This window comes from Pseudomonas sp. 10B238, assembly GCF_000970615.1.
Lineage (GTDB): Bacteria > Pseudomonadota > Gammaproteobacteria > Pseudomonadales > Pseudomonadaceae > Stutzerimonas.
In genome coordinates this window covers 144,163-167,056 of record NZ_KQ033929.1, presented here as the reverse complement: position 1 = coordinate 167,056, position 22,894 = coordinate 144,163, and the positions used below count along the sequence as shown (strand labels likewise).

Below are 22,894 nucleotides of genomic sequence, written 5' to 3'. Positions count from 1 at the left end.
GCTGTGCCTCCTGCTCGTCTCAGCTTTCGCCAGCCGCTTTGCGACCGTACTGATAAGCCCAACGGGTATAGAGCAGGGCGCTTATGAAGAGCGTCAGGCTGATGATTGCTTCCAGCCAGCCGTAAACCATCCGGGTCGGGTTGATCGCGGCAAGCACGCCTTGAATGAAGTAGAGGTTGACGATAAAACAGGTCCAGGCATGGGCGCGCGGGCTTCCGGAGATCATGCCAGGGGCCACCAGAAGGAGTGGAATCAGCTGAATGCTGACCACCACCCAGGTGCGCGCGCCGTGCAGGTCGGCAAATGCCAGATTCCAGACGACCAATAGCACGGCCAGTCCAATGAAACTGGCCAGGCTGATCGCACGGCTGAGTTTTACCCGTGGCGTCAGCCATTCGAGCGACGGCAGGGGTTTCGGCTTTCTAGCCACGGTTATTCTCCAGACGCTTGGCGGTTTCCGCGAGGCGTTGGCCTAGTGCGCGGCAAAGACTGATTTCATGCTCATCTAATGCACGCTTGCCATCTGCTCCGGCATGGTGACTGGGGCCGTAGGGGGTGCCGCCGCCACGAGTTTCAAGCAAGGCGTTTTGGCTGTACGGCAGGCCGAGCAGCAACATGCCGTGGTGCAGTAGGGGTAACAGCATGGACAGCAACGTGGTCTCCTGACCGCCATGCAAGCTGGAGGTCGAGGTGAACACGCCAGCAGGTTTACCGACCAGTTCGCCGGTCAGCCAGAGTCCGCTGGTGCCGTCGAGGAAGTATTTCAGCGGGGCGGCCATGTTGCCAAAGCGGGTCGGGCTACCGAGAGCGAGGCCGGAGCAATGCTTCAGGTCATCCAGCGTTGCGTAAATGGCGCCATGCTCGGGAATCGCAGGCGCAACCGTCTCGCATTCGGCGGACACGGCCGGTACGGTGCGCAATCGTGCCTCATGCCCTGCCTGTTCGACGCCTCGGGCAATTTGCCGGGCCATTTCCGCAGTGGCGCCGTGACGGCTGTAATACAGCACAAGGACGTACGGTGCACTCATGGCAGGATCTCCAGTACCTTTTCCGGCTGTCGACCAATCACCGCCACATCACCGGCTACCAGTATCGGCCGTTCGATAAGTTTCGGGTGAGCGACCATGGCGTCGATGATCTGCCCATCAGTGAGCGTCGGGTCGGCGAGGTTCAGGGTTTTGTACTCTTCCTCGCCGCTGCGCAGCAGCTGGCGTGGGCTGATGCCCAGCCTGGCAAGTATCTGCTGGAGCTCAGAAGCCGACGGAGGCGTTTCGAGATACCGGATGACGGAAGGGGAGAGGCCGCGTTGTACGAGCAGTTCCAGGGCACTTCGTGATTTCGAACAGCGTGGGTTGTGGTAAAGGATCAATTCGGTCATTTGGGTTGCTTCGCGCCAATTTAGTTGGCCATTCTAACCCTCAAAGCTGTGGCGCTTGAAACGGTGGTCGCGGAGGGCTGTCTGCCAAGGTAGGCTTTTACTTGCTACAGGCCCGCGGGTAACCGGGTTTCGGCGATCGCGACTGACACCGAGGGGATTGAATGCAACAGCGGATCAAGGATTTTGTGGAGTTCGGTCGTTTCTTGGTGCAGCGCTTCCTCGCGGATCGCGGCCCACACAGCGCAGCCGCATTGACCTATACCACCCTGTTCGCGGTGGTGCCGATGATGACGGTGACATTCGCCATGCTTTCCGCCATTCCTGCGTTTCAGGGGATCGGTGAGCAAATCCAGATATATATCTTCAGCAACTTCATTCCTTCCACGGGCGCTACCATTCAGGACTATCTGGTCGCCTTCACTGATCAGGCGAGGCAGCTGACCTGGTTCGGCGTTGGGTTTCTGATGGCAACCGCGCTGATGATGCTTTTGACCATCGAAAAGGCGTTCAACGTGATCTGGCGGGTGCGCCAACCGCGCCGCGGGATCTCAAGCTTTCTGCTGTACTGGGCGATCCTTAGCCTCGGCCCGTTGCTGCTGGGTGCGGGGTTTGCCATGAGCACCTATATCACCTCGTTGTCGCTGATATCGGGCCCGCATGCGCTGATTGGCGCGCGCACCGTTTTAAAAGCGATGCCCCTGTTGCTCAGTGTCGCGGCTTTCACATTGATCTATGCAGCTGTGCCGAACACTCGAGTGCCGCTGCGGCATGCATTGGTAGGTGGGACGTTTACCGCTGTGCTTTTCGAAACGGCGAAGCAATTGTTCGGCTTGTATGTCAGCTATTTCCCCAGCTATCAGCTGATCTACGGGGCGTTTGCCGCAGTGCCGCTGTTTCTGTTGTGGGTCTATCTATCCTGGATGATCGTATTGTTCGGGGCGGAACTGGTCTGCGGGTTGTCATCGTCACAGCAATGGCGACGCCGCTCGGTACCGCGGCTGCTGGTCATGCTCGGGTTGTTGCGCGTGCTTTACGAAAGTCAGCAGGCCGGGCGAGAGGTGCGTTTACGCGATGCTCACCGAAGCGGCTGGAAGCTGCCGGAGGACGAGTGGGATGAGATCCTCGAGTTCTTCGAGCGGGAGCAGCTTGTTTGTCGGACCGGCTCTTCCGGTTGGGTGCTCTGTCGCGATCTCAACAGCTACAGCTTCGATCAGCTGTTGCGTTCCAACCCGTGGCCTCTCTCGGGTAAGCAGGCGCTACCGGAGCATCTGGATGAGCCCTGGTACCCAACGCTGCGTCAATCCATGGAGCTGCTTCAGCGCGAGCAGGCCAGCCTGTTTGGTGGTAGCGTCGCGGATTGGCTGCAGTCGCAGCGCGTCTGAACGAGCCGATACTCAGCAGCGCAAGGAAAACGAACATGAACAGAGGACTCAGCGGATTGCTTGGTGCCTTCGCCTGCTTGATGCTGGTGGGCTGTGGTGAGGATTGGGGGGCGGACCAGCACGGCGCTAATGTCACTGCGCAGCAGCTCGACGGGCAGTGGCTGCTGATCAATTACTGGGCCGAATGGTGCGGCCCTTGCCGAACCGAAATTCCCGAACTGAACGCATTGGACCAGTCGCGGGACGACATCACGGTACTGGGCGTGAATTTCGACGGGCTGCAAGGCGACGAGCTGTTCGCTGCGGCCAAGCAGTTGAACATCAAATTCAGAGTGCTCAGCGTCGATCCGGCGGAGCGGTTGGGCCTGCCACGCAGTGCAGTGCTGCCGGTCACCTATATTGTCGACGCGGGCGGGGAAGTTCGCGAGAGTCTGGTGGGTGAGCAAACGGCGGAAGGGCTGCTCGCCAGGCTGGATAAACTACGGAACGAGGGGTAGTGGCTATTCGGGCGCTGGCGCCCGTCGTCAAGGCTTGACGTACCAGAAATCCTGCCAGAAGCCGATGACCTTCGCTGGATAGTGATGCTTGCCAAGGCTTCCGTTATAGCGTGCCAGCGCTCGGTTGATGTCACCATTTTCTTTCTTCAGGTAATAGCTGAGGATGGTGCAGCCGTAGCGGAGGTTGGTGGCGTTGTCGGTCAGATTGTCTTGCGGTCGTCCTAGCTCGGCTTTCCAGAAGGGCATCACCTGCATCATGCCCTGCGCGCCGACGCTGGAAATGGCGAAACGGTCGAAGTGGCTTTCAGCATGGATCAGTGCCAGAACGATATCTGGTTTGAGCCCCGCCTTGCTGGCCTCCTGATGCACCAACCGAAGCAAAGTCAGACGCTCCTGCGGATCACGAACGTAGCGCTTCAGGCGAGTCGACATATCGAGCAGCCAGACTTCCGCATCAAAACGATCCTGAAAGCTCTCAGCTTCTGCCACGGTGCGCTGCATCAGTTCGCGAAGCTCCGGTTCGGGTGCCTGGCGAACAGTCGCAGAGACTGGCCAGGCAACCACCAGCATTAACAGCCACAGGAGTCGGAGCGGCTTCATGACGCGACCTAGTCGCCTTCGCCTGGATCGTGTGCCTGGCGACCAGCATCCTGCATCAGGCTCCGGAGAAACTCCTGCTGCAAATCTGGATCGTTGCGGGTCAGCTCAATCAAGCTCTGTTCAAGCTCGCTGGCTTCCTCCTCGAGACCAAGCTCTGAAAGCCGCTTGACGCGATGCACCCATTGATTGACATCGTCACCTTCGAGGTCGTCGAAGATCAGATCGTGCGCTTCGAGAAGCTTGCCACGCAGGGCGCGACTGACAAGAAGCGTGGCGTCAGCTCGGGTACCGTCCTGCGGGTCTTCGACCCGTAGCTGAAGCTTGCCTACCTGGCTGATGTCCTGATCGGCGAAGGGGCCATCAAGTAGATTCAGGCGCAGCACGCCGTTGCGATCAGTGCTCAGTTCGTGTGTCTCGTTGGCCGCAACGACCTCCACCGGGCGCTCAGCCCAAGGCAGGCTGGAGTACTCGAGCCGGGCGTCGCGTCGCTGCTCGTCAAGGCTTGCAAGGTTCTGCTGCGAACGGCCGTTGGACTCAACATTGACGAACGGATTGAGGCCCGCAAAACCGTAGCTGATCCAGTCGCGAGTGGCGCTTTCCGGTAGGTTGCCGAGCAACACGACGTTGAGCACATTGGCGCCAATACCTGCGACCACCGCAACAGCGCCAAGCGGAATCTCGTATAGCTCGCGCCAGGGTTGATAAGGTGTATAGCGATCATAGCGGCGTGTCACCTCGAAGTCGGTGACTTCGAAGGTCTTCTGGTCGAGTATGCGGATACGTCGCTGTGGCAGCTCGAGCAATGGCGCGCCCACCTCAATGCGCAGACTGTGGTCGAGCAGTCTGCGTTCGGTACGGGCTTCTTGTTCGCTACGTTGAGGCAGCTGATTGGCGCAGCCACCCACAAAAAGCGCCATGCAGAGCAGGGCGCAAGTTGAAGCACTTCGGTTGAGCATGATTTCCGTCAGCGGCTGGCGCGGGAATTGATGAATTCGAGGATGTCGGCAGTAGGGATGGCCTGGCTTTCGGCATCGCGGCGATGCTTGTATTCCAGAGTGCCATCGGCAAGCCCGCGGTCGCCTACAACGATGCGATGCGGTATTCCCACCAACTCCATATCGGCAAATTTGACGCCTGGACTGGTCTTTTTGTCACGGTCGTCGAGGAGAACGTCGTAGCCAGCAGCGGTGAGTTCCGCGTAGAGCTTATCGGTTGCTTCGCGGACGGCCTGGTTTTCGTACTTCATCGGGACCAGCGCGATCTGGAACGGGGCGAGGGCCTCGGGCCAGATAATGCCGCGCTCATCGTAGTTCTGCTCGATGGCGGCCGCGACGACACGAGACACGCCGATGCCATAGCAGCCCATGGTCAAGATAACAGGCTTGCCGTTTTCACCCATCACGCTGCAATTCATCGCCTGGCTGTACTTGGTACCCAGCTGGAAGATGTGCCCGACTTCGATGCCGCGCTTGATGATAAGCGTGCCGACGCCATCGGGGCTTGGGTCGCCGGCGACTACGTTGCGCAGGTCCGCCACCTCAGGTAGCGGCAGGTCACGCTCCCAATTGACGCCGAAGTAGTGCTTTTCCTCCTGGTTGGCTCCCGCCACGAAATCGCTCATCAGCGCCACAGAACGATCAATGACGCAGCTGATCGGCAAGTTCAACGGGCCTAGCGAGCCAGGACCGGCACCCATGGTGGCGCGGATTTCCGCTTCGGTCGCGAATACCAGCGGTTGTGCGACCTGAGGCAGATTCGCCGCCTTGATCTCGTTCAATTCATGGTCGCCACGAACGATCAGTGCAACCAGCTGGTCCTTCTCGATGCTCCGTACAAGCAGGGTTTTGATCGTTTTTTCAATAGGCAGTTGGAACTGCTCTACCAGTGCAGCGATCGTCTTGCAGTTTGGGGTATCTACCAGGCGGAGCTCTTCAATTGCAGAGCCGCGCTCAGTCTCGCGAGGGATCGCCTCGGCCTTCTCGATGTTGGCTGCGTAATCGGAGCTGTCGCTGAATGCGATATCGTCTTCGCCGGACTCGGCCAGAACATGAAACTCATGCGAGCCCGTGCCGCCAATAGAGCCGGTATCCGCCTGGACAGGACGGAAATTCAATCCCAGGCGCGTGAAAATCTTGCAGTACGCCTCATGCATCCGGTCATACGTTTCCTGCAGTGACTGTTGGTCAGCGTGGAACGAATAGGCGTCCTTCATGATGAATTCGCGCCCGCGCATCAGGCCGAAGCGAGGACGGATTTCATCGCGAAACTTGGTCTGTATTTGGTAGAAGTTGATCGGCAGTTGCTTGTAGCTGTTCAGCTCGTTGCGCGCCAAGTCGGTGATGATCTCTTCATGAGTCGGGCCAACACAGAATTCGCGGTCATGACGGTCTTTCAGACGCAGCAGCTCAGGGCCGTACTGCTCCCAACGCCCGGACTCTTGCCACAGCTCGGCAGGTTGGATGGCGGGCATCAGTACTTCCAGCGCGCCGGCCTTGTTCATCTCGTCGCGAACGATGGCTTCGGCCTTGCGCAATGCACGCAACCCCATCGGCATCCAGGTATAGAGCCCCGAGGCCAGCTTACGAATCATGCCGGCACGCAGCATCAGCTGATGGCTGATAACAACCGCGTCGGAAGGGGTTTCTTTAAGGGTCGAGAGCAGGAACTGACTGGTGCGCATGTGGGCCGTTGTGTCCTTGCAGAGCGGAGAATTTGGCTCGGCATTGTACGGTGGCGATACTCTGGCGTACAGAATCGTTCCGATGGCGTGCGTCTGCAAGAATGAAGAAGCCCGGCGAGTGCCGGGCTTCTTGTTTAGTTCGAGTTACAGCTGATGGGCCTGTATTACAGGATGCTCAGCGGGTACTCGACGATCAGACGCAGGTCGGTCAGGTCTGTGCCGTTATAGGCGCGTAGTCGCTGTCGGACCAGTACTTGGCGTGACGCAAGCGCAGCGAAAGGTCTTTCGCTGCACCATCCTGTACAACGTACTTGGCTTCTACGTCCCACTCGCGCTCCTTGCCTTCGCCAGTAGCTGTGGAGATGTCCCAGCCTTGCGCGTAACGGGTCATGAAGCTCAGGCCCGGGACACCATAACTAGCCATGTTCAGGTCGTAGCGAGCTTGCCAGGATTTCTCGTCTTCGCCGTTGAAGTCGGAATACTGAATCGAGTTAGCCAGCCAGACGGTACCGCCGCCGTCATCGCCATAGATGTAGCCGACACCGTCAACACCGCCATGCGACTGCTGGTATGCAACGGTTAACTTATGCGCATCGAACGCATAGGTCCCAGCAAGGCTCCAGATAGTGTTGTCTTCGTCATTGGCAGTGCCGACGTACTCCGACTCGTACTCGCTTTGGTAAATATTAAAATCGAAGGCCAGCGACTGTTCGCCGCCCAGATCCATGTTGTAGTTGACGTTGCCGTAGTATTTCTCGAAAGCGTCTTGCAGGTCGGAGTAATACAGCGAAGTGCTTAGGTTGTCGCCGAACGCGTAAGTACCACCGACGAAGATGATCTCGTCTAGTCCCAGTGCGTCATGGCTGGATTCGCGCTGAGCGCTCAGCGCGGTGAAGCGACCTGCATTCAGCTCCAAACCTTCGATTTCACTGCTGGAAATGAGGCCGCCCTCGGCTGTTTCAGGAAGCAGGCGGCTGTCGTCTGTCGAGAAAACAGGCACGGCGACAAACTGCGTGCCGTATTTCAGTACGGTATTGGATACGCGGAATTTCACGGCCGCGCCAGCTTGGGAATAGTCATCGGCAACGTGCTCGTCGCCTTGTACTGCTGGGAATATGCCGTTGCCCTGACGGCCACGGCCGGTGTCCAGTTTAACGCCGAGCAGACCGATCGCATCGACACCTACACCTACGGTGCCTTGGGTGAAGCCGGATTCGAAGGTGCCGATGAAGCCGTGGCCCCACTCTTCGCGATAGCTCTGACCATTGACTGCAGGAGTACCACCGGCACCGTTGTCACGGAAGTCACGGTTCATATACAGGTTGCGGTTCAGGATGGTCAGACTGCTGCCTTCCACAAAACCTTCCGATTCGGACTGGCTGGACGCCAGCGCCATTTGCGACGTGCCGGCCGCAACGGCCATAGCGATAACGCTCCACTTCATCACTTTCATCGTGATTGCTCCTTTGGTTTCAAATTGGTGCTTGCTTTCCTGCGTGCGCCGGAAAGAGGCATCTTTATTTTCGGTATACAAGCTCAATTGAGTCCTTCGTTTGCCTAGCTGGTCGTGACCTGCAGCAAGTCTGGAATGTATTTCCGAGAATTACTGTGTAGCTGGGTAAACTGGCGCGAGCAAGCTTAACTCAGCTATCCGCGTTTTTCTTCCCCCGTTCAAGCAGCTTTTTTGTTCAAAGCAATAACCGTGCACAAAATTCATTCACTGATTTTTGGCGCCGATTCGAGCCGAGGCATGTTGCCGCTTGCGCTAAAGCAGGGCTGGTTTCTGACCTGATTGCACCTCGCTGGGGCGTGTTGCCTTGCTGATCGCTTTCGAGCGCTGGAGTATCCTGCCGCAAACGACCAGACAAAGCTTAGCTGGCGCCGACATCTAATTAGGCAAAGGAGACCGTTATGTTCGTTCTCGATGAACGCTTGCAGCAGGACTCGGTGACGCTGGGTGATTTTCCGTTATGCAGGTTGCTGTTAATGAATGATGCCAGTTATCCATGGTTCATCCTGGTGCCCCGTCGGGAGGAGGTTAGTGAGCTGTTCCAGCTGGATCCGGCCGATCAGCAACTGTTGTGGCGAGAGGCGACGGCCCTGGCGGAAATAGTCAAAGACACCTTTGGCGCGGACAAGATGAATGTGGCAACACTGGGCAATGTCGTGAGCCAGTTGCATGTGCATGTGATCGCTCGGCGTCGGGGCGACACGGCCTGGCCGGCTCCGGTCTGGGGCTTTCAGGCCGCCAAGCCTTACAGCGAAGCGCAGCTAGCCGCAATCAAGCAGAAGTTGAAGCTCGTGCTCACCGATGGCTTCCAGTTCGAGGGGGGTAACTAATGGACCTGGAGCAACGCATCACCGATTTGGAAGCGCGCCTGGCTTTTCAGGACGACACTATCCAGACTCTCAATGATGTGCTTGTCGCACAACAGCGCACAGTCGACAGACTGCAGGCGCAGCTAGGTATGCTCGCAAGGCGGCAGGAAGATCTGCAAAGCAGGATGGAAGGCGAGGGAGATGAGGCGCCCCCGCCGCATTATTGATAAGGCGGCGGGGTGTAATGACGGCAGGGTGGCTTAGCACCCTGCGCTGGGATCAGTGGCTGAGCGGGTCGGCGACTACGTCTTCGGCCTGGAGGCCTTTATCACGCATCATGATCGTAAATTCGACGCGTTGGCCTTCAGCCAGCACCCGATGACCTTCCCCTCGAATCGCCCGGAAGTGGACAAATACATCGTCGCCACTGTCACGGGAAATGAAGCCGAAACCCTTTGAGGTGTTGAACCACTTGACGGTGCCAGTTTCGCGTCCGGCGGTTGGAGCCGCAGTGTGATTGGGTTGGACCTTACGGGCCTTGCTAGCGCCACGGTGGGCGCCGGCGCTTGTGCTTTTCGTTTGGCTTGTTGCCAGTTGCAGCAGTACGGCAATGAAAGCGAGCATGAGACTGGCAAGGGTCGCCGGCTGGCCAGCGAAGCTGGCGACAGGAATCAACACAATGGCCGCCTGGACGGCGACTGCGGCGATCAGCAGCGCGGACGCGCCGAATAGAATCGGGCGACCGTGACCGTGGGTGTTCAGTTGGGTGGAGGCGGCGAACTGCACGTTCAGCAGTCCTAGGAGCAGCAGACATAAGGCTGCAGGCTGGACCAGCAGAGGCATGGCGCCGGTTAGGCTGGGTACGAACGACAATATCAGGGCAGCTACGCCCGTTAGCACATGAAGGATCTTAAGCATTCTTATGACTCACAGTTAAATAGCACGACAGAATGCGGCAGGCTGTAGGGCAAATGGAGACGCTGAGTGTGGGTGAAGCGATCACTCGTATTTGATGGTGCCTTGCCTGCGGCGCGCGCGAATTTAACAGCAAAGCGTGGCCTCGCTCAATTCGCTGCGGTTTAGGTGAGGGGCTGGGCGGGGTGAGGTTAGTCAGGTCTAGCTTGTCAGGGTCCAGTTTGCGCCGGATAGAACGACGGGATAGCCGCGAATACAGTTATCCCGTTCGTAAGCGAGGACGCTAGCGCGGTCAGGCAGCCAGCAGGCTGCGCAGCATCCAAGCGGTCTTCTCATGGATCTGCATGCGCTGAGTCAACAGGTCAGCTGTGGGCTCATCGCTGACTTTTTCCAGCAGCGGGAAAATGCCACGTGCTGTACGGACTACGGCTTCCTGACCTTCGACCAGAAGTTTAATCATCTCTTCAGCGGCCGGAATTCCCTCCTGCTCCTTGATCGACGAAAGCTTGGAGTACGCCGCATAGGTACCTGGCGCCGGAAAGCCCAATGCGCGGATCCGCTCGGCAATGTCATCCACAGCCAGTGCCAGCTCGGTGTACTGAGTCTCGAACATCGTGTGGAGGGTATTGAACATCGGCCCTGTCACGTTCCAGTGGAAGTTGTGGGTCTTCAGGTACAGCGTGTAGGTGTCGGCCAGCAGGCGGGACAAACCCTCCGCAATAGCGGCGCGATCCTGTTCGGCAATACCAATGTCGATTTCCATGGTTTTCTCCCGTTTGGTGAATTCGCTGACATTTATGCCAGAAAAAGAGTGTCTTTGGTGAAGTGCTGCGATGGCAGCGGCGGTGTATGGGTTCGAAGGCTCAAAGACGGCTTCGGTTCAAATTGGATGGTTATTGGCATGATTGCTTGACCCTATCGGCAGCCGGCTGCGTTGAGATGATTATGCAGATATAATCCCGCGCTTGTGTCGGGCGGCTCGTTTTGCCGTGCGAGGAGGCGCTGCGGTGCTGGTGCTTGATCCTCCATTGCCGACAATTGATATTCCGGGCGGGGCGCCAGTAAGCAGCCGTCTGCACAGTCGCGATTCAAGCGACCCAACGAATTTCCAAGATGCGAGAAGCGAACCTCACCATGATGCGCAGCCACTATTGCGGCCAGTTGAACGAAAGCCTGGACGGCCAGGAAATCACTCTTTGCGGCTGGGTGCACCGTCGCCGTGACCACGGCGGGGTCATCTTCCTCGATGTGCGTGACCGTGAGGGCCTGGCTCAGGTCGTGTTCGATCCCGACCGTGCCGAAACTTTCGCCGCCGCAGACAAGGTGCGCAGCGAATACGTGATCAGGATTACCGGCAAGGTGCGCCTGCGCCCGGCCGGTGCGGTCAACCCGAACATGAAGTCCGGCGCCATCGAAGTACTGGGTTATGAGCTCGAAGTTCTGAACGAGGCGGAAACCCCGCCGTTCCCCCTCAATGAATACAGCGACGTCGGCGAGGAAACGCGCCTGCGCTATCGCTTCATCGACCTCCGTCGTCCGGAAATGGCCGAGAAGCTCAAGCTGCGCTCGAGAATCACCGCCAGCATCCGCCGCTATCTCGATGAGAATGGTTTTCTCGACGTTGAAACGCCTATTCTCGGGCGCCCGACACCTGAGGGTGCACGTGATTACCTGGTGCCTAGCCGTACCCATGCCGGTAACTTCTTCGCGCTGCCCCAGTCGCCACAGCTCTTCAAGCAGCTGTTGATGGTTGCGGGTTTTGACCGTTACTACCAGATCGCCAAGTGTTTCCGTGACGAGGACCTTCGCGCCGATCGTCAGCCGGAATTCACCCAGATCGACATTGAAACCAGCTTCCTCGATGAGTCCGACATCATCGGAATCACCGAGGGAATGGTGCGCAAACTGTTCAAGGAAATACTGGACGTCGAGTTCGGTGAGTTCCCGCATATGTCGTTCGAAGAAGCCATGCGTCGTTATGGCTCCGACAAGCCGGACTTGCGTATTCCGCTGGAACTGGTCGACGTTGCCGATCAGCTGCAGCAGGTCGAATTCAAGGTATTCAGCGGGCCGGCGAACGATCCTAAGTGCCGTGTTGCCGCGCTGCGGGTCCCGGGCGGTGCAAGCATGCCGCGCAAGCAGATCGACGACTACACCAAGTTCGTCGGCATCTACGGTGCCAAGGGGCTGGCGTACATTAAGGTTAATGAGCGCGCTAAAGGCGTTGAGGGATTGCAGTCTCCGATCGTGAAGAACATTCCGGAAGACAAGCTAAACGTGATCCTTGATCGCGTTGGTGCCGTTGACGGGGACATCGTCTTCTTTGGTGCGGATAAGGCCAAGATCGTATCCGAGGCGCTGGGTGCACTGCGCATCAAGCTTGGCCATGACCTGAAGCTGTTGACCTGTGAATGGGCGCCGATGTGGGTCGTCGACTTCCCGATGTTCGAGGAGAACGATGACGGCTCGCTCAGCGCGCTGCATCATCCGTTCACCGCACCCAAGTGCACGCCGCAGGAGCTAGAAGCCAACCCGGCGGGTGCGCTGTCGCGCGCGTATGACATGGTTCTTAACGGAACCGAGTTGGGTGGTGGTTCGATCCGTATTCACCGCAAGGAAATGCAGCAGACCGTGTTCCGCATTCTGGGTATCGACGAGGCAGAGCAGGACGAAAAGTTTGGCTTCCTGCTCGATGCGCTCAAATTCGGCGCGCCGCCGCATGGCGGCCTGGCGTTCGGCCTCGATCGCCTGGTGATGCTGATGACCGGTGCGCAGTCGATTCGTGAAGTCATAGCTTTCCCGAAAACACAGAGCGCCGCAGACGTTATGACCCAGGCACCGGGTGCGGTGGATGGCAAGGCGTTGCGTGAGTTGCACATTCGCCTGCGTGAGCAGCCGAAAGCCGAATGACGGCACAAGAGCCCAGGGAAACCTGGGCTCTTGGTTTCAGCAAGATGAAAAGTTGATCGGAAAGGGAGGCAGTTAATGGCTGGTCATTCCAAATGGGCCAACATCAAGCACCGCAAGGGGCGTCAGGACGCCAAGCGCGGCAAGATCTTCACCAAGCTTATTCGCGAGCTGACGGTTGCCGCAAAGAGCGGGCCTATTCCTGCAGACAATCCACGCCTGCGTTTGGCAGTGGATAAAGCCTTGGTGGCGAATATGTCGCGGGACGTCATCGACCGTGCCATTGCGCGCGGCGCTGGCAACAACGAGGCCGACAACGTCGTCGAGTTGACCTATGAAGGCTATGCGCCTAGCGGGGTCGCCATCATTGTCGAGGCCATGACTGATAACCGTAACCGTACAGCTGCAGAAGTGCGTCATGCCTTCAGCAAGCATGGCGGCAATCTCGGTACGGATGGCTCGGTCGCCTACATGTTCGACCGCAAAGGGCAAATCAGCTTTGCGGCGGGTATAGAGGAGGATGCTCTGATGGAGGCCGCACTCGAAGCCGGCGCCGATGACGTGGAAATGGGCGACGACGGCTCAGCTCTAGTATCAACCAGTTTCACGGATTTTCATGCCGTCAATGAGGCACTGGGTGCCGCCGGCTTCAAGGGTGAGGAGGCGGATATTGCGATGATCCCCTCGATCTCCGCGCCGCTCACTGACCTGGAGACCGCTCAGAAGGTGCTGCGCCTGATCGATGCGCTGGAGGATCTCGATGACGTGCAGAACGTCTACCATAACGCCGAAATTCCAGATGAAATCATGGAACAGCTGGACTGATCCGTTGCGTTGAGCAGAGAGCCGGAAGTCACTGAGTGCTTCCGGCTTTTTTGTTGGTGCCGAGCCTGGCGTCCCGTTATGTCGCTGGTCGCCGCGACGGGGCGTCCTTATACTGGTGGCTGGATAAATAGACAGTATGGCGACTGCATGACGCTTATTCTGGGGATTGACCCCGGTTCACGGATCACCGGCTACGGCGTAGTGCGGGATAACGGTCGCAGCTGCGAATATGTAGCGTCGGGCTGCATTCGGACCGGCAGCGGTGAGCTTTCGGCGCGTTTGCAGGCGGTATTCTGCGGCGTCAGCGAAGTCATTAGGCTCCATGGTCCTGTGACGATGGGCATCGAGCAGGTGTTCATGGCGCGCAACGCCGACTCCGCATTGAAGCTGGGGCAGGCGCGAGGGGCTGCAATCGTAGCGGCCGCTGAGCAGGGGCTAGAGATATCGGAGTACACCGCCACGCAGGTTAAACAGGCAATTGCAGGAACTGGCGGGGCGGATAAGCAGCAGGTGCAGATGATGGTGATGCATCTGCTGAAATTGACGCAGAAGCCGCAAATCGACGCCTCTGACGCTCTGGCCATTGCTTTGTGTCATGCACATCATCGTCAGAGCCTGATTCCACACGGTCTTGCCGGCGCTAAGCGAAGAGGCGGACGCCTGCGGCTGTAGCTGAGTTCACCGGTGTTGTTTGAAGTTGTATGAGCAATCCGATCGGCTAAAGATCGATCGAACGAGGATGTATCAACGTGATTGGACGCTTGCGCGGTACCTTGGCGGAAAAGCAGCCGCCTCATCTGATTCTCGATGTCAACGGCATCGGCTACGAGCTCGAAGTGCCCATGACTACACTGTATCGCCTGCCTTCGGTGGGTGAGCCAGTCACGCTTCACACCCATCTGGTGGTGCGTGAAGATGCGCATCTGCTCTACGGTTTTGCCGAAAAGCGCGATCGCGAACTGTTTCGGGAGCTGATTCGGCTGAATGGTGTCGGGCCTAAGCTTGCCTTGGCCCTTATGTCCGGCCTTGAGGTGGATGAGCTGGTGCGTTGTGTCCAGGCGCAGGACACCTCGGTGCTGGTCAAAATCCCCGGTGTTGGCAAGAAGACCGCCGAGCGGCTGTTGGTCGAGCTGAAGGATCGCTTCAAGGCCTGGGAGACCATGCCGTCCATCGCTACCTTGGTGGCGGAACCTCGGGGGGCTGTGGCAGTCTCAAGCGCCGAGAGTGATGCCGTCAGCGCGCTCATCTCCCTTGGCTTCAAGCCCCAAGAGGCGAGCCGTGCCGTAGCCGCCGTACAGGAAGACGATTTGAGCAGTGAAGACCTAATCCGCCGTGCACTGAAGGGAATGGTCTAACGTGGTTGCTCGAGCTTTTTTTGCTGGGTTGCTCGCCACGTTGGGGGCGCAGCGTTATTCGCTTCCCTGCGACCGCGGCGATTTGCCCGTGTGGTGTCTGATCTCGCAATCCATCTGCGCTCTGCCTGATTCGGAGTGCAGCAAGGGTGAGCGGTTATGATCGAAGCTGATCGTCTGATAACTGCGACCGGTCGGGACCGCGAGGAGCAGTTCGACCGCGCCATCCGCCCGCTGAGTCTTGCTGAATATATTGGTCAGCCGGTGGTGCGTGAGCAGATGGATCTCTTCATCCGTGCGGCGCGTGGGCGCAAAGAATCGCTGGATCACACGCTGATCTTTGGTCCGCCAGGGCTGGGTAAGACCACGCTGGCCAACATCATCGCCCAGGAAATGGGTGTCTCGATCAAAAGCACCTCAGGCCCTGTGCTTGAGCGGCCGGGTGATCTTGCGGCGTTGCTGACGAACCTGGAAGAGGGTGATGTCCTGTTCGTCGACGAGATTCATCGACTGTCGCCGATCGTGGAGGAAGTGCTTTATCCCGCGATGGAGGATTTTCAGCTCGATATCATGATCGGTGAGGGCCCCGCGGCACGCTCGATCAAACTCGATTTACCACCGTTCACCCTGGTTGGCGCGACAACGCGGGCCGGCATGCTCACCAATCCTCTACGCGATCGTTTCGGTATCGTCCAACGTCTCGAGTTCTACTCGACGGCTGACCTGGCAACGATCGTAACTCGATCAGCCGGAATCCTCGGTCTAATTATCGAGGCGGAAGGGGCTGTTGAAATCGCCCGTCGCGCCCGTGGTACGCCGCGTATTGCCAATCGCCTGCTCCGTCGGGTGCGTGACTTCGCCGAAGTGCGTGGTAATGGCGAAATCAGCCGCAGTACTGCAGACCTCGCGCTGAACATGCTCGATGTCGATGAGCGCGGTCTGGATCACCAGGATCGCCGTTTGCTGCTGACGCTGATCGAGAAGTTCGATGGCGGTCCGGTTGGCATCGACAGCCTTGCAGCTGCTATCAGCGAGGAACGTCACACCATCGAGGATGTGCTTGAGCCCTATCTGATCCAGCAGGGTTACATCATGCGCACCCCGAGGGGGCGCGTCGTCACGCGTCACGCCTATCTGCATTTTGGTTTGAATTTGCCAAAACGCTTGGGCGATACACCGACTCCCGACCTTTTCAGTGGCGACACAGAGTGACGAAAATTTCTTTGTTTTACCCGATTGGCAATTGCAGGGCCTGGCACTAGTATGCGCGCGGAATCACAAGCTCAATTGTTCTCCCATCGGTGTCGCGTGTATTACGAAGATACCGATGCGGGTGGCATCGTTTACTACGTCAATTACCTAAAGTTCATGGAGCGGGCCCGTACCGAGCGGTTGCGTAGCCTGGGTTTTGCCCAGTCGCAGCTGGTTGGTGAAGACCTGCTTTTCGTCGTGCATTCGAGTGAAGCGCGTTACCACGCTCCGGCGCGTCTGGACGATGAGTTGCTGGTAACAGCCGAAGTGGTCGAGGTGAAGCGTGCAAGCCTGCGTTTTAAGCAGCAGGTGCGGCGAGCTGAAGATGATGTACTGCTCTGTGAAGGGCAGTTCGTGGTGGCCTGTGTGCGCACCGAGAGTTTGAAACCCCGTCCCATTCCCGAGCTGCTTCGTGTCGCTTTCGTCGGGTCGGGTCTACCCCCAGCAGGAGAGTAAGCGTGGAATCCAACGTCGATCATATGTCCATGTGGAGCCTGATCAGCAACGCCAGCTTTGTGGTTCAGCTGGTCATGCTGATCCTGGTAGGCGCCTCGGTGACTTCATGGATCTTGATTTTTCAGCGCGGCAATATGATCCGAGCTGCCAAGCGTGCGCTGGACGCTTTTGAGGAGCGTTTCTGGTCGGGTATCGACCTGTCCAAGCTCTACCGGCAGGCCGGAAGCAATCCGGACCCGGACTCGGGCGTCGAACAGATTTTTCGGGCAGGTTTCAAAGAGTTTTCCCGCCTGCGTCAGCAGCAGGGCGTCGATCCGGACGCGGTTATGGATGGTGTGAATCGTGCGATGCGAGTGGCCATCTCTCGCGAAGAAGAAAAGCTCGACCAGGGCCTGCCGTTCCTCGCAACCGTTGGTTCGACCAGCCCTTATATCGGCCTGTTCGGTACCGTGTGGGGCATCATGAACTCCTTCCGCGGGCTGGCGCAGGTTCAGCAAGCTACCCTAGCCACCGTTGCGCCAGGTATCGCCGAAGCATTGATTGCCACGGCAATCGGGCTTTTTGCGGCAATTCCAGCGGTCATCGCTTACAACCGCTTCGCGGCGCGTAGCGAGATGCTTATCGGTCGTTACTACACCTTTGCCGACGAGTTCCAGGCGATCCTCCATCGCAAAGTTCATACCTCCGAAGATTGAGGCCCGCTGGCCATGGCAAGAATTCGCAACAGACGCAAACCCGTCGCCGAGATGAACGTAGTGCCGTACATCGACGTGATGTTGGTACTGCTAGTGATCTTTATGGTGACTGCCCCGATGCTCAATCAGGGTGTGAAGGTGGACCTGCCAAAGGTCAGCAGCGAAGTGCTGCCTCAGGATAACGATGCGCAGGTCCTGACAATCTCGATCAAAGCCGACAAGACCTATTACTGGAACATTGGCAGCGAGGTCGACACCGATACCGTTCAGGACAAGGCGTTGACGCTCGAGGAAATGACCAAGGCGGTCACCGCGATCATGAACCAGAACCGCAGTCAGGGTAAGCAGATCCAGGTCTTCGTGCGAGGCGATAAAGCCGTGGATTACGGTTCGGTAATGGCGGCGATGGGCGGGCTGCAGGAAGCGGGCGTGGGTAACGTCGGCCTGATTACCGAGGCGCCTTGATGCAACAGCCGGATCGTTCGCGCTCTGAGAGTCTCTACTGGCCCACCATTTTGGCGGTGGGCCTGCATGTCATTATTTTTGGGATGCTCTTCGTTAGCTTCGCCATGACGCCGGAGCTTCCGCCGTCCAAGCCTATCGTCCAGGCCACCCTGTATCAGCTCAAATCCCAGAGCCAGGCCAAAGTACAAACGAACCAGAAAATTGCGGGCGAAGCGCAGAAGACCGCTGCTAAGCAGTATGAAGCCGAGCAGCTGGAGCAGCGTAAGGTCGAACAGCAAAAGCAGGCGGCCGCAAAAGCTGCGGAACAAAAAAAGGCTGATGAGGCTCGAAAGGCCGAGGCAGGCAAGGCTGATGCAGTGAAGAAAGCCGCCGAAGCCAAGAAAGCAGATGAAGCAAAAAAAGCCGAGCAGCTGAAGCAGGCGGAGATAGCCAAGAAAAAAGCGGCTGAAGAAGCGCAGAAGAAAAAAGCCGCCGAGGAAGCGAAAAAGAAGGCCGCTGCCGAAGCGGCGAAAAAGAAAGCTGCAGAAGAGGCGAAGAAAAAAGCGGCTGCTGAGGCAGCAAAGAAGAAGGCCGCCGAGGAGGCGAAGAAAAAAGCCGCAGCCGACGCTGCCCGTAAGGCTGCTGAAGACAAAAAGGCACAAGCATTGGCCGAGCTGCTTTCGGATGATACGGAACGGCAGCAGGCGATGGCTGATACACAGGGCGACCAGACCGCGGGCAATTTTGATGATCTGATTCGCATGCGGGCTGCTGAAAACTGGACTCGGCCACCGTCGGCGCGAAATAACATGTCGGTAACGCTACGAGTCAACATGCTGCCGGACGGCACCATCACCGCTGCGACTGTTTCACGTTCCAGTGGCGATGCACCGTTCGACAGCTCCGCAGTAGCGGCAGTAAAGAATATCGGTCGGCTGACCGAGATGCAGGGGCTCTCTGCTCAGGATTTTCAGCCGTATCGTTCGTTCACGATGACGTTTACGCCTGAGGATCTTGCGTTGTGATCAATTACCTTCGAGGTTTCATCGTTCTTCTCTTGTTTGTGCTGGGTAATGCCACAGCCCAGGAGAAGAACATCGTTGTTACCAGCGGCGCGGACCGGGCGATCCCGATCGCGGTGGTGCCGTTCGGCTGGCAGGGTGGCACTGTCCTGCCTGAAGACATGGCCGAGATAATCGGCAATGACATGCGCAATTCCGGAATATTCCAGCCGATTCCCAAGCAGAACATGATCAGTCTGCCCTCTCGTGGCACTGAGATCATCTTTCGTGACTGGAAGGCGCTCGGCGCGCAGTACGTCATGGTCGGTAGTATCACTCCGGCTGCCGGCAAGCTGCAGATCCGCTACGAGGTGTACAACGTAGCCACCGAACAGCAGATCCTGACTGGCACTGTGGGTGGTTCCCAAGACCAACTGCGGGACATGGCGCACTACGCGTCCGATCAGGCTTTCGAAAAGCTCACGGGCATCAAAGGCGCATTCTCGACCCGTCTGCTGTATGTCACAGTCGAGCGTCTTGGTGGGGCCAATACTCGCTATACCCTGCAACGCTCCGACTACGACGGTGCTCGGGCGGTGACCTTGCTGCAATCCCGAGAGCCCATCCTTTCCCCGCGTTATTCGCCGGACGGACGCCGTATCGCCTACGTTTCATTTGAGCAGAAGCGTCCGCGCATCTTCATGCAGCACATCGATACCGGTCGTCGCGAACAGATCACCAATTTCGAGGGGCTCAACGGTGCTCCGGCATTCTCGCCGGACGGCAATCGCCTGGCATTCGTGTTGTCCAAGGACGGCAATCCAGAGATCTATGTGATGGACCTCGGCTCGCGTCAGTTGCAGCGTCTCACTGACCATTATGCGATCGACACGGAGCCATTCTGGGGTGCTGATGGCAAAACCATCTATTTCACCTCAGACCGCGCCGGCAAGCCGCAGATCTACAAGCAGCGTCTTGGCACCAATAACGCAGAGCGCGTTACCTTTGTGGGTAACTACAACGCTAACCCTAAGTTGTCGGCCGATGAGAAGACGCTGGTCATGATCCATCGTCAGGAGGGTTACACGAATTTCAAGGTCGCGGCGCAAGACCTGCAGCGTGGCAATCTGCGCATCCTCTCCGAGACAAGTTTAGATGAGTCGCCCACTGTTGCGCCTAATGGCACCATGCTAATCTACGCGACCCGCCAGCAGGGCCGGGGAGTCTTGATGCTCGTATCAATCAATGGTCGAGTTAGGCTCCCGCTTCCTACTGCTCAAGGCGAAGTCCGTGAGCCATCGTGGTCCCCTTACCTGAACTGATGCGGTATCAACGCTTTATCTAACCAAAACACACCTGGGGTTGTTACACATGGAAATGCTGAAATTCGGTAAGTTCGCTGCGCTGGCTCTGGCTATGGCCGTAGCTGTTGGTTGTTCGTCCAAGGGCGGCGACGATTCTGGCGAAGGTTCCTCTGCCATTGATCCGAACGCTGGTTATGGTGCCGATAGTGGTGCCGTTGACGGCAGCATGAGCGAAGAAGCTGCTCTGCGCGCTATCACTACTTTCTATTTCGAATACGACAGCTCGGACCTGAAGCCGGAAGCCATGCGCGCTCTGGACGTTCATGCCAAGGATCTGAAGTCCGCTGGCAACCGCGTGGTTCTGGAAGGCCACACTGACGAGCGTGGTACTCGTGAGTACAACATGGCTCTGGGCGAGCGTCGCTCCAAGGCTGTTCAGCGTTACCTGGTTCTGCAGGGCGTATCGCCTGCACAGCTGGAACTGGTTTCCTACGGTGAGGAGCGTCCGGTTGCCATGGGCAACGACGAGCAGTCCTGGGCTCAGAACCGTCGCGTTGAACTGCGTAAGTAATAAGCCATGCTCAAGCACCGTTATGCTCTGACGCTTTTTGCACTTGGACTGCCGCTGTTTGCGGCGGCCCAGGTTCCGGTAGTGGACTACGACTCGCAAAACCAAAGTGGTGCGGCTGGGTCGGGTTATTCAACCGGGGCGGATACTGGCGGTGCCTATGTCGGGGGCGGAGCGTCAGCTCCGTCTTCGGCGCAGGGCATGCTCTTCGTGCAGTTGCAACAAATGCAGGAAGAGATCGCGCAATTGCGCGGTATGCTCGAAGTGCAGCAGAACGAGATCCAGCGCCTGAAGCAGGAAGGGCTGGAGCGTTATCAAGATTTAGACCGTCGCTTGTCGGCTGCCTCTTCGGGTGGATCGACCAGCCAGAATTCTTCGACCGCTGGCGCAATTGACGCTAGCGGGGCCGCGCAGGCGCCCACAGGCACCTCATCAGCGCAAACGGCGAGCAGCCAGTCAGCTGATCCTGAAAAGGAAAAGCTTTATTACGACGCTGCATTCGATCTGATCAAAGCAAAGGATTTCGACAAAGCCAGTCAGGCATTTGCCGCTTTCCTGCGCAAGTATCCCAGCAGTCCCTACGCGGGTAATGCCCAATATTGGTTGGGTGAAGTGAATCTCGCCAAAGGTGATCTGCAAGGTGCCGGACAGGCATTCGCCAGCGTCAGCCAGGCGTATCCTCAGCACAACAAGGTGCCCGATTCGTTGTACAAGCTTGCGGATGTCGAGTTGCGTATGGGGAACCGTGACAAGGCCAACGGGATTCTTCGGCAGGTCATTGCCGATTATCCAAACAGCTCAGCTGCGCAGTTGGCTCAGCGTCAGCTGAATCGATAGGCCATCCCTTGCTTCTGCTTCAAACCCGCCCCTCCGGCGGGTTTTTTCGTTAGAATCGCGGCCCCTTCCCGCAACGGAGGCGGATGGCCTGTTTAGCCGTTACGCCCGTGGCTGATATGCACCATACCTTGCGAATTACCGAGATCTTCCATTCGCTGCAGGGCGAGACGCGCTCCACTGGCCTGCCCACTGTGTTCGTCCGCCTGACCGGCTGCCCGCTGCGCTGTCAGTACTGCGATACTCCCTATGCCTTCGGTGGCGGCGAGGTCATGTCGCTCGATACTGTTTTGGCACGCGTCGCCGCGTATCGACCGCGGTACGTTTGCGTCACGGGTGGTGAGCCACTGGCCCAGCCGAACTGCATACCATTGCTTAGGCATTTATGTGACGCCGGCTACGAAGTTTCTCTGGAAACCAGTGGCGCTTTGGATATCTCGGCGACTGACGTGCGGGTAAGTCGGGTGGTAGACCTGAAAACGCCAGGCTCGGCAGAAGTGGCACGCAACCGCTACGAGAACATCGGTCATCTAACGCGCAATGACCAAGTCAAGTTCGTGATCTGCTCGCGTGAAGACTACGATTGGGCAGTGACCAAGCTGATTGAGTACAGGCTAGAAGCGCGGGCGGGTGAAGTGCTTTTTTCACCCAGCCATGGGCAGGTAGGGGCGCGGGCGCTGGCCGACTGGATTGTCGCCGACAACCTTCCGGTGCGACTGCAGTTGCAGCTGCACAAAATTCTCTGGAACGATGCGCCTGGGCATTGACTGGTCGCAGAGGTTTTCGACGGGCTTTAATTATGACTTCCAAGAAAGCTGTAATCCTCTTGTCCGGAGGGCTCGATTCGGCGACCGTGGTCGCGATGGCCAAAGCTGACGGTTATGCCTGCTACAGCATGAGCTTCGATTATGGTCAGCGTCATCGCGCAGAGCTGCAGGCTGCGGAGCGGGTGGCTCAGCACTTGGGCGTAGTTGAGCACAAGGTGATTGGTATGAGTCTTAACGGGATCGGCGGATCGGCTTTGACCGATAGCAGTATCGCCGTGCCTGAAGAGCTAGGAGAAGGAATACCTGTCACCTACGTGCCGGCACGCAACACCCTGTTTCTTTCGCTGGCATTGGGTTGGGCTGAGGTGCTGGGCGCCCGGGACATTTTCATTGGTGTGAATGCAGTCGACTACTCAGGCTATCCAGATTGTCGTCCGGAGTTTGTCGAGGCTTTTGAGCGGCTGGCCAATCTCGCCACCAAGGCGGGTGTAGAAGGGCGCGGGTTTTCCATTCATGCCCCGCTGCAGGACCTAAGCAAAGGGGAGATCATCCAAGCTGGCGAGCGTTTAGGTGTCGACTACAGTATGACCGTTTCCTGCTATCAGGCAGACGAAGATGGGCGCGCGTGTGGCAAGTGCGACAGCTGCCGATTACGTGCGGCCGGCTTCAGCGAAGCTGGTGTCCCTGACCCTACACGCTACAAGTGATTCAAAAAAAAC

General features: G+C 57.9%; 26 protein-coding genes and 1 pseudogene. 18 read left to right on the top strand and 9 right to left on the bottom strand.

The window, feature by feature from the left end; genetic code table 11:
• Positions 1 to 19 precede the first annotated feature (19 nt).
• From RT21_RS05495 to arsC, 3 genes are read right to left on the bottom strand one after another with little or no spacing between them, the layout of a single operon-like run.
• On the bottom strand, positions 20 to 430 hold the full coding sequence (locus tag RT21_RS05495) for a DUF2069 domain-containing protein (RefSeq protein ID WP_046161938.1): 411 nt from the start codon (positions 428 to 430) through the stop codon (positions 20 to 22).
• Entirely contained in the window at positions 423 to 1,028 is a 606-nt protein-coding gene (gene wrbA / locus RT21_RS05490) for an NAD(P)H:quinone oxidoreductase (RefSeq protein ID WP_046161937.1), read from the bottom strand. Before wrbA ends, RT21_RS05495 begins: the two co-directional genes overlap by 8 nt.
• The gene (arsC, locus tag RT21_RS05485; RefSeq protein ID WP_046161936.1) at positions 1,025 to 1,378 is read right to left on the bottom strand and encodes an arsenate reductase (glutaredoxin); all 354 of its coding nucleotides are present in this window, start codon (positions 1,376 to 1,378) and stop codon (positions 1,025 to 1,027) included. The genes wrbA and arsC overlap by 4 nt, the downstream gene beginning before the upstream one ends.
• 161 nt (positions 1,379 to 1,539) lie before the next feature.
• On the opposite strand from arsC, the gene RT21_RS05480 reads away from it, so the two are divergent.
• Both RT21_RS05480 and RT21_RS05475 read left to right on the top strand, forming a co-directional pair.
• Positions 1,540 to 2,760, top strand: coding sequence for a virulence factor BrkB family protein (locus RT21_RS05480; RefSeq protein WP_045428756.1), 1,221 nt, complete (start codon positions 1,540 to 1,542; stop codon positions 2,758 to 2,760).
• Between the two features lie 35 nt (positions 2,761 to 2,795).
• Positions 2,796 to 3,257: a TlpA family protein disulfide reductase gene (locus RT21_RS05475; protein WP_046161935.1), complete on the top strand. Its 462-nt coding sequence runs from the start codon at positions 2,796 to 2,798 to the stop codon at positions 3,255 to 3,257.
• Between the two features lie 27 nt (positions 3,258 to 3,284).
• Here the strand turns inward: RT21_RS05475 and RT21_RS05470 are convergent, their stop codons facing one another.
• The 4 genes and pseudogenes from RT21_RS05470 to RT21_RS05455 form a co-directional block, all read right to left on the bottom strand.
• A complete protein-coding gene (locus RT21_RS05470) occupies positions 3,285 to 3,857 on the bottom strand; it encodes a lytic transglycosylase domain-containing protein (RefSeq protein ID WP_045428751.1) in 573 nt (190 codons plus the stop codon).
• Positions 3,858 to 3,865: 8 nt separating this feature from the next.
• Positions 3,866 to 4,813 carry a hypothetical protein gene (locus RT21_RS05465; RefSeq protein WP_046161934.1) on the bottom strand — a complete coding sequence of 316 codons (948 nt, stop codon included), beginning with the start codon at positions 4,811 to 4,813 and terminating at the stop codon, positions 3,866 to 3,868.
• Positions 4,814 to 4,821: 8 nt separating this feature from the next.
• On the bottom strand, positions 4,822 to 6,537 hold the full coding sequence (locus tag RT21_RS05460) for a proline--tRNA ligase (RefSeq protein WP_046161933.1): 1,716 nt from the start codon (positions 6,535 to 6,537) through the stop codon (positions 4,822 to 4,824).
• Positions 6,538 to 6,701: 164 nt separating this feature from the next.
• A pseudogene (locus RT21_RS05455) lies at positions 6,702 to 7,990 on the bottom strand (OprD family porin).
• A gap of 458 nt (positions 7,991 to 8,448) precedes the next feature.
• On the opposite strand from RT21_RS05455, the gene RT21_RS05450 reads away from it, so the two are divergent.
• Both RT21_RS05450 and RT21_RS05445 read left to right on the top strand, forming a co-directional pair.
• Positions 8,449 to 8,877: an HIT family protein gene (locus RT21_RS05450; RefSeq protein ID WP_046161932.1), complete on the top strand. Its 429-nt coding sequence runs from the start codon at positions 8,449 to 8,451 to the stop codon at positions 8,875 to 8,877.
• A complete protein-coding gene (locus RT21_RS05445) occupies positions 8,877 to 9,083 on the top strand; it encodes a SlyX family protein (RefSeq protein WP_045428743.1) in 207 nt (68 codons plus the stop codon). Before RT21_RS05450 ends, RT21_RS05445 begins: the two co-directional genes overlap by 1 nt.
• A gap of 52 nt (positions 9,084 to 9,135) precedes the next feature.
• On the opposite strand, the gene RT21_RS24285 is transcribed toward RT21_RS05445, so the two are convergent.
• Complete coding sequence (locus RT21_RS24285; RefSeq protein ID WP_046161931.1) at positions 9,136 to 9,774, bottom strand: cold-shock protein; 639 nt, start codon at positions 9,772 to 9,774, stop codon at positions 9,136 to 9,138.
• Between the two features lie 289 nt (positions 9,775 to 10,063).
• Positions 10,064 to 10,534 carry a Dps family protein gene (locus RT21_RS05435; protein WP_045428739.1) on the bottom strand — a complete coding sequence of 157 codons (471 nt, stop codon included), beginning with the start codon at positions 10,532 to 10,534 and terminating at the stop codon, positions 10,064 to 10,066.
• 371 nt (positions 10,535 to 10,905) lie between these two features.
• Here RT21_RS05435 and aspS point away from each other — a divergent pair, with 371 nt between their 5' ends.
• The 14 genes from aspS to queC all read left to right on the top strand — a co-directional run bounded on the left by aspS (position 10,906) and on the right by queC (position 22,882).
• Positions 10,906 to 12,681 (top strand): aspartate--tRNA ligase, encoded by a 1,776-nt coding sequence (gene aspS, locus RT21_RS05430; protein WP_046162122.1) that lies wholly within the window; start codon positions 10,906 to 10,908, stop codon positions 12,679 to 12,681.
• 75 nt (positions 12,682 to 12,756) lie between these two features.
• Entirely contained in the window at positions 12,757 to 13,503 is a 747-nt protein-coding gene (locus tag RT21_RS05425; RefSeq protein WP_045428737.1) for a YebC/PmpR family DNA-binding transcriptional regulator, read from the top strand.
• Positions 13,504 to 13,650: 147 nt separating this feature from the next.
• The gene (gene ruvC / locus RT21_RS05420) at positions 13,651 to 14,175 is read left to right on the top strand and encodes a crossover junction endodeoxyribonuclease RuvC (protein ID WP_045428734.1); all 525 of its coding nucleotides are present in this window, start codon (positions 13,651 to 13,653) and stop codon (positions 14,173 to 14,175) included.
• 77 nt (positions 14,176 to 14,252) lie between these two features.
• A complete protein-coding gene (gene ruvA, locus RT21_RS05415; protein ID WP_046161930.1) occupies positions 14,253 to 14,858 on the top strand; it encodes a Holliday junction branch migration protein RuvA in 606 nt (201 codons plus the stop codon).
• Positions 14,859 to 15,014: 156 nt separating this feature from the next.
• Complete coding sequence (ruvB, locus tag RT21_RS05410) at positions 15,015 to 16,067, top strand: Holliday junction branch migration DNA helicase RuvB (protein WP_046161929.1); 1,053 nt, start codon at positions 15,015 to 15,017, stop codon at positions 16,065 to 16,067.
• A 51-nt stretch (positions 16,068 to 16,118) separates the two neighbouring features.
• Complete coding sequence (gene ybgC, locus RT21_RS05405) at positions 16,119 to 16,562, top strand: tol-pal system-associated acyl-CoA thioesterase (protein WP_046161928.1); 444 nt, start codon at positions 16,119 to 16,121, stop codon at positions 16,560 to 16,562.
• Between the two features lie 2 nt (positions 16,563 to 16,564).
• Entirely contained in the window at positions 16,565 to 17,257 is a 693-nt protein-coding gene (gene tolQ, locus RT21_RS05400) for a protein TolQ (protein WP_046161927.1), read from the top strand.
• A 12-nt stretch (positions 17,258 to 17,269) separates the two neighbouring features.
• Complete coding sequence (gene tolR / locus RT21_RS05395) at positions 17,270 to 17,722, top strand: protein TolR (RefSeq protein WP_045428725.1); 453 nt, start codon at positions 17,270 to 17,272, stop codon at positions 17,720 to 17,722.
• Positions 17,722 to 18,726, top strand: a complete 1,005-nt coding sequence (gene tolA / locus RT21_RS05390; protein WP_046161926.1) for a cell envelope integrity protein TolA — start codon at positions 17,722 to 17,724, stop codon at positions 18,724 to 18,726. Before tolR ends, tolA begins: the two co-directional genes overlap by 1 nt.
• 20 nt (positions 18,727 to 18,746) lie before the next feature.
• Positions 18,747 to 20,024: a Tol-Pal system beta propeller repeat protein TolB gene (tolB, locus tag RT21_RS05385; RefSeq protein ID WP_256203881.1), complete on the top strand. Its 1,278-nt coding sequence runs from the start codon at positions 18,747 to 18,749 to the stop codon at positions 20,022 to 20,024.
• 49 nt (positions 20,025 to 20,073) lie between these two features.
• Positions 20,074 to 20,577: a peptidoglycan-associated lipoprotein Pal gene (gene pal / locus RT21_RS05380; protein ID WP_045428720.1), complete on the top strand. Its 504-nt coding sequence runs from the start codon at positions 20,074 to 20,076 to the stop codon at positions 20,575 to 20,577.
• Positions 20,578 to 20,583: 6 nt separating this feature from the next.
• Complete coding sequence (ybgF, locus tag RT21_RS05375) at positions 20,584 to 21,411, top strand: tol-pal system protein YbgF (RefSeq protein ID WP_046161924.1); 828 nt, start codon at positions 20,584 to 20,586, stop codon at positions 21,409 to 21,411.
• A gap of 116 nt (positions 21,412 to 21,527) precedes the next feature.
• Positions 21,528 to 22,175, top strand: coding sequence for a 7-carboxy-7-deazaguanine synthase QueE (queE, locus tag RT21_RS05370; RefSeq protein ID WP_046162121.1), 648 nt, complete (start codon positions 21,528 to 21,530; stop codon positions 22,173 to 22,175).
• 32 nt (positions 22,176 to 22,207) lie between these two features.
• Complete coding sequence (gene queC, locus RT21_RS05365) at positions 22,208 to 22,882, top strand: 7-cyano-7-deazaguanine synthase QueC (protein ID WP_046161923.1); 675 nt, start codon at positions 22,208 to 22,210, stop codon at positions 22,880 to 22,882.
• Positions 22,883 to 22,894 lie beyond the last annotated feature (12 nt).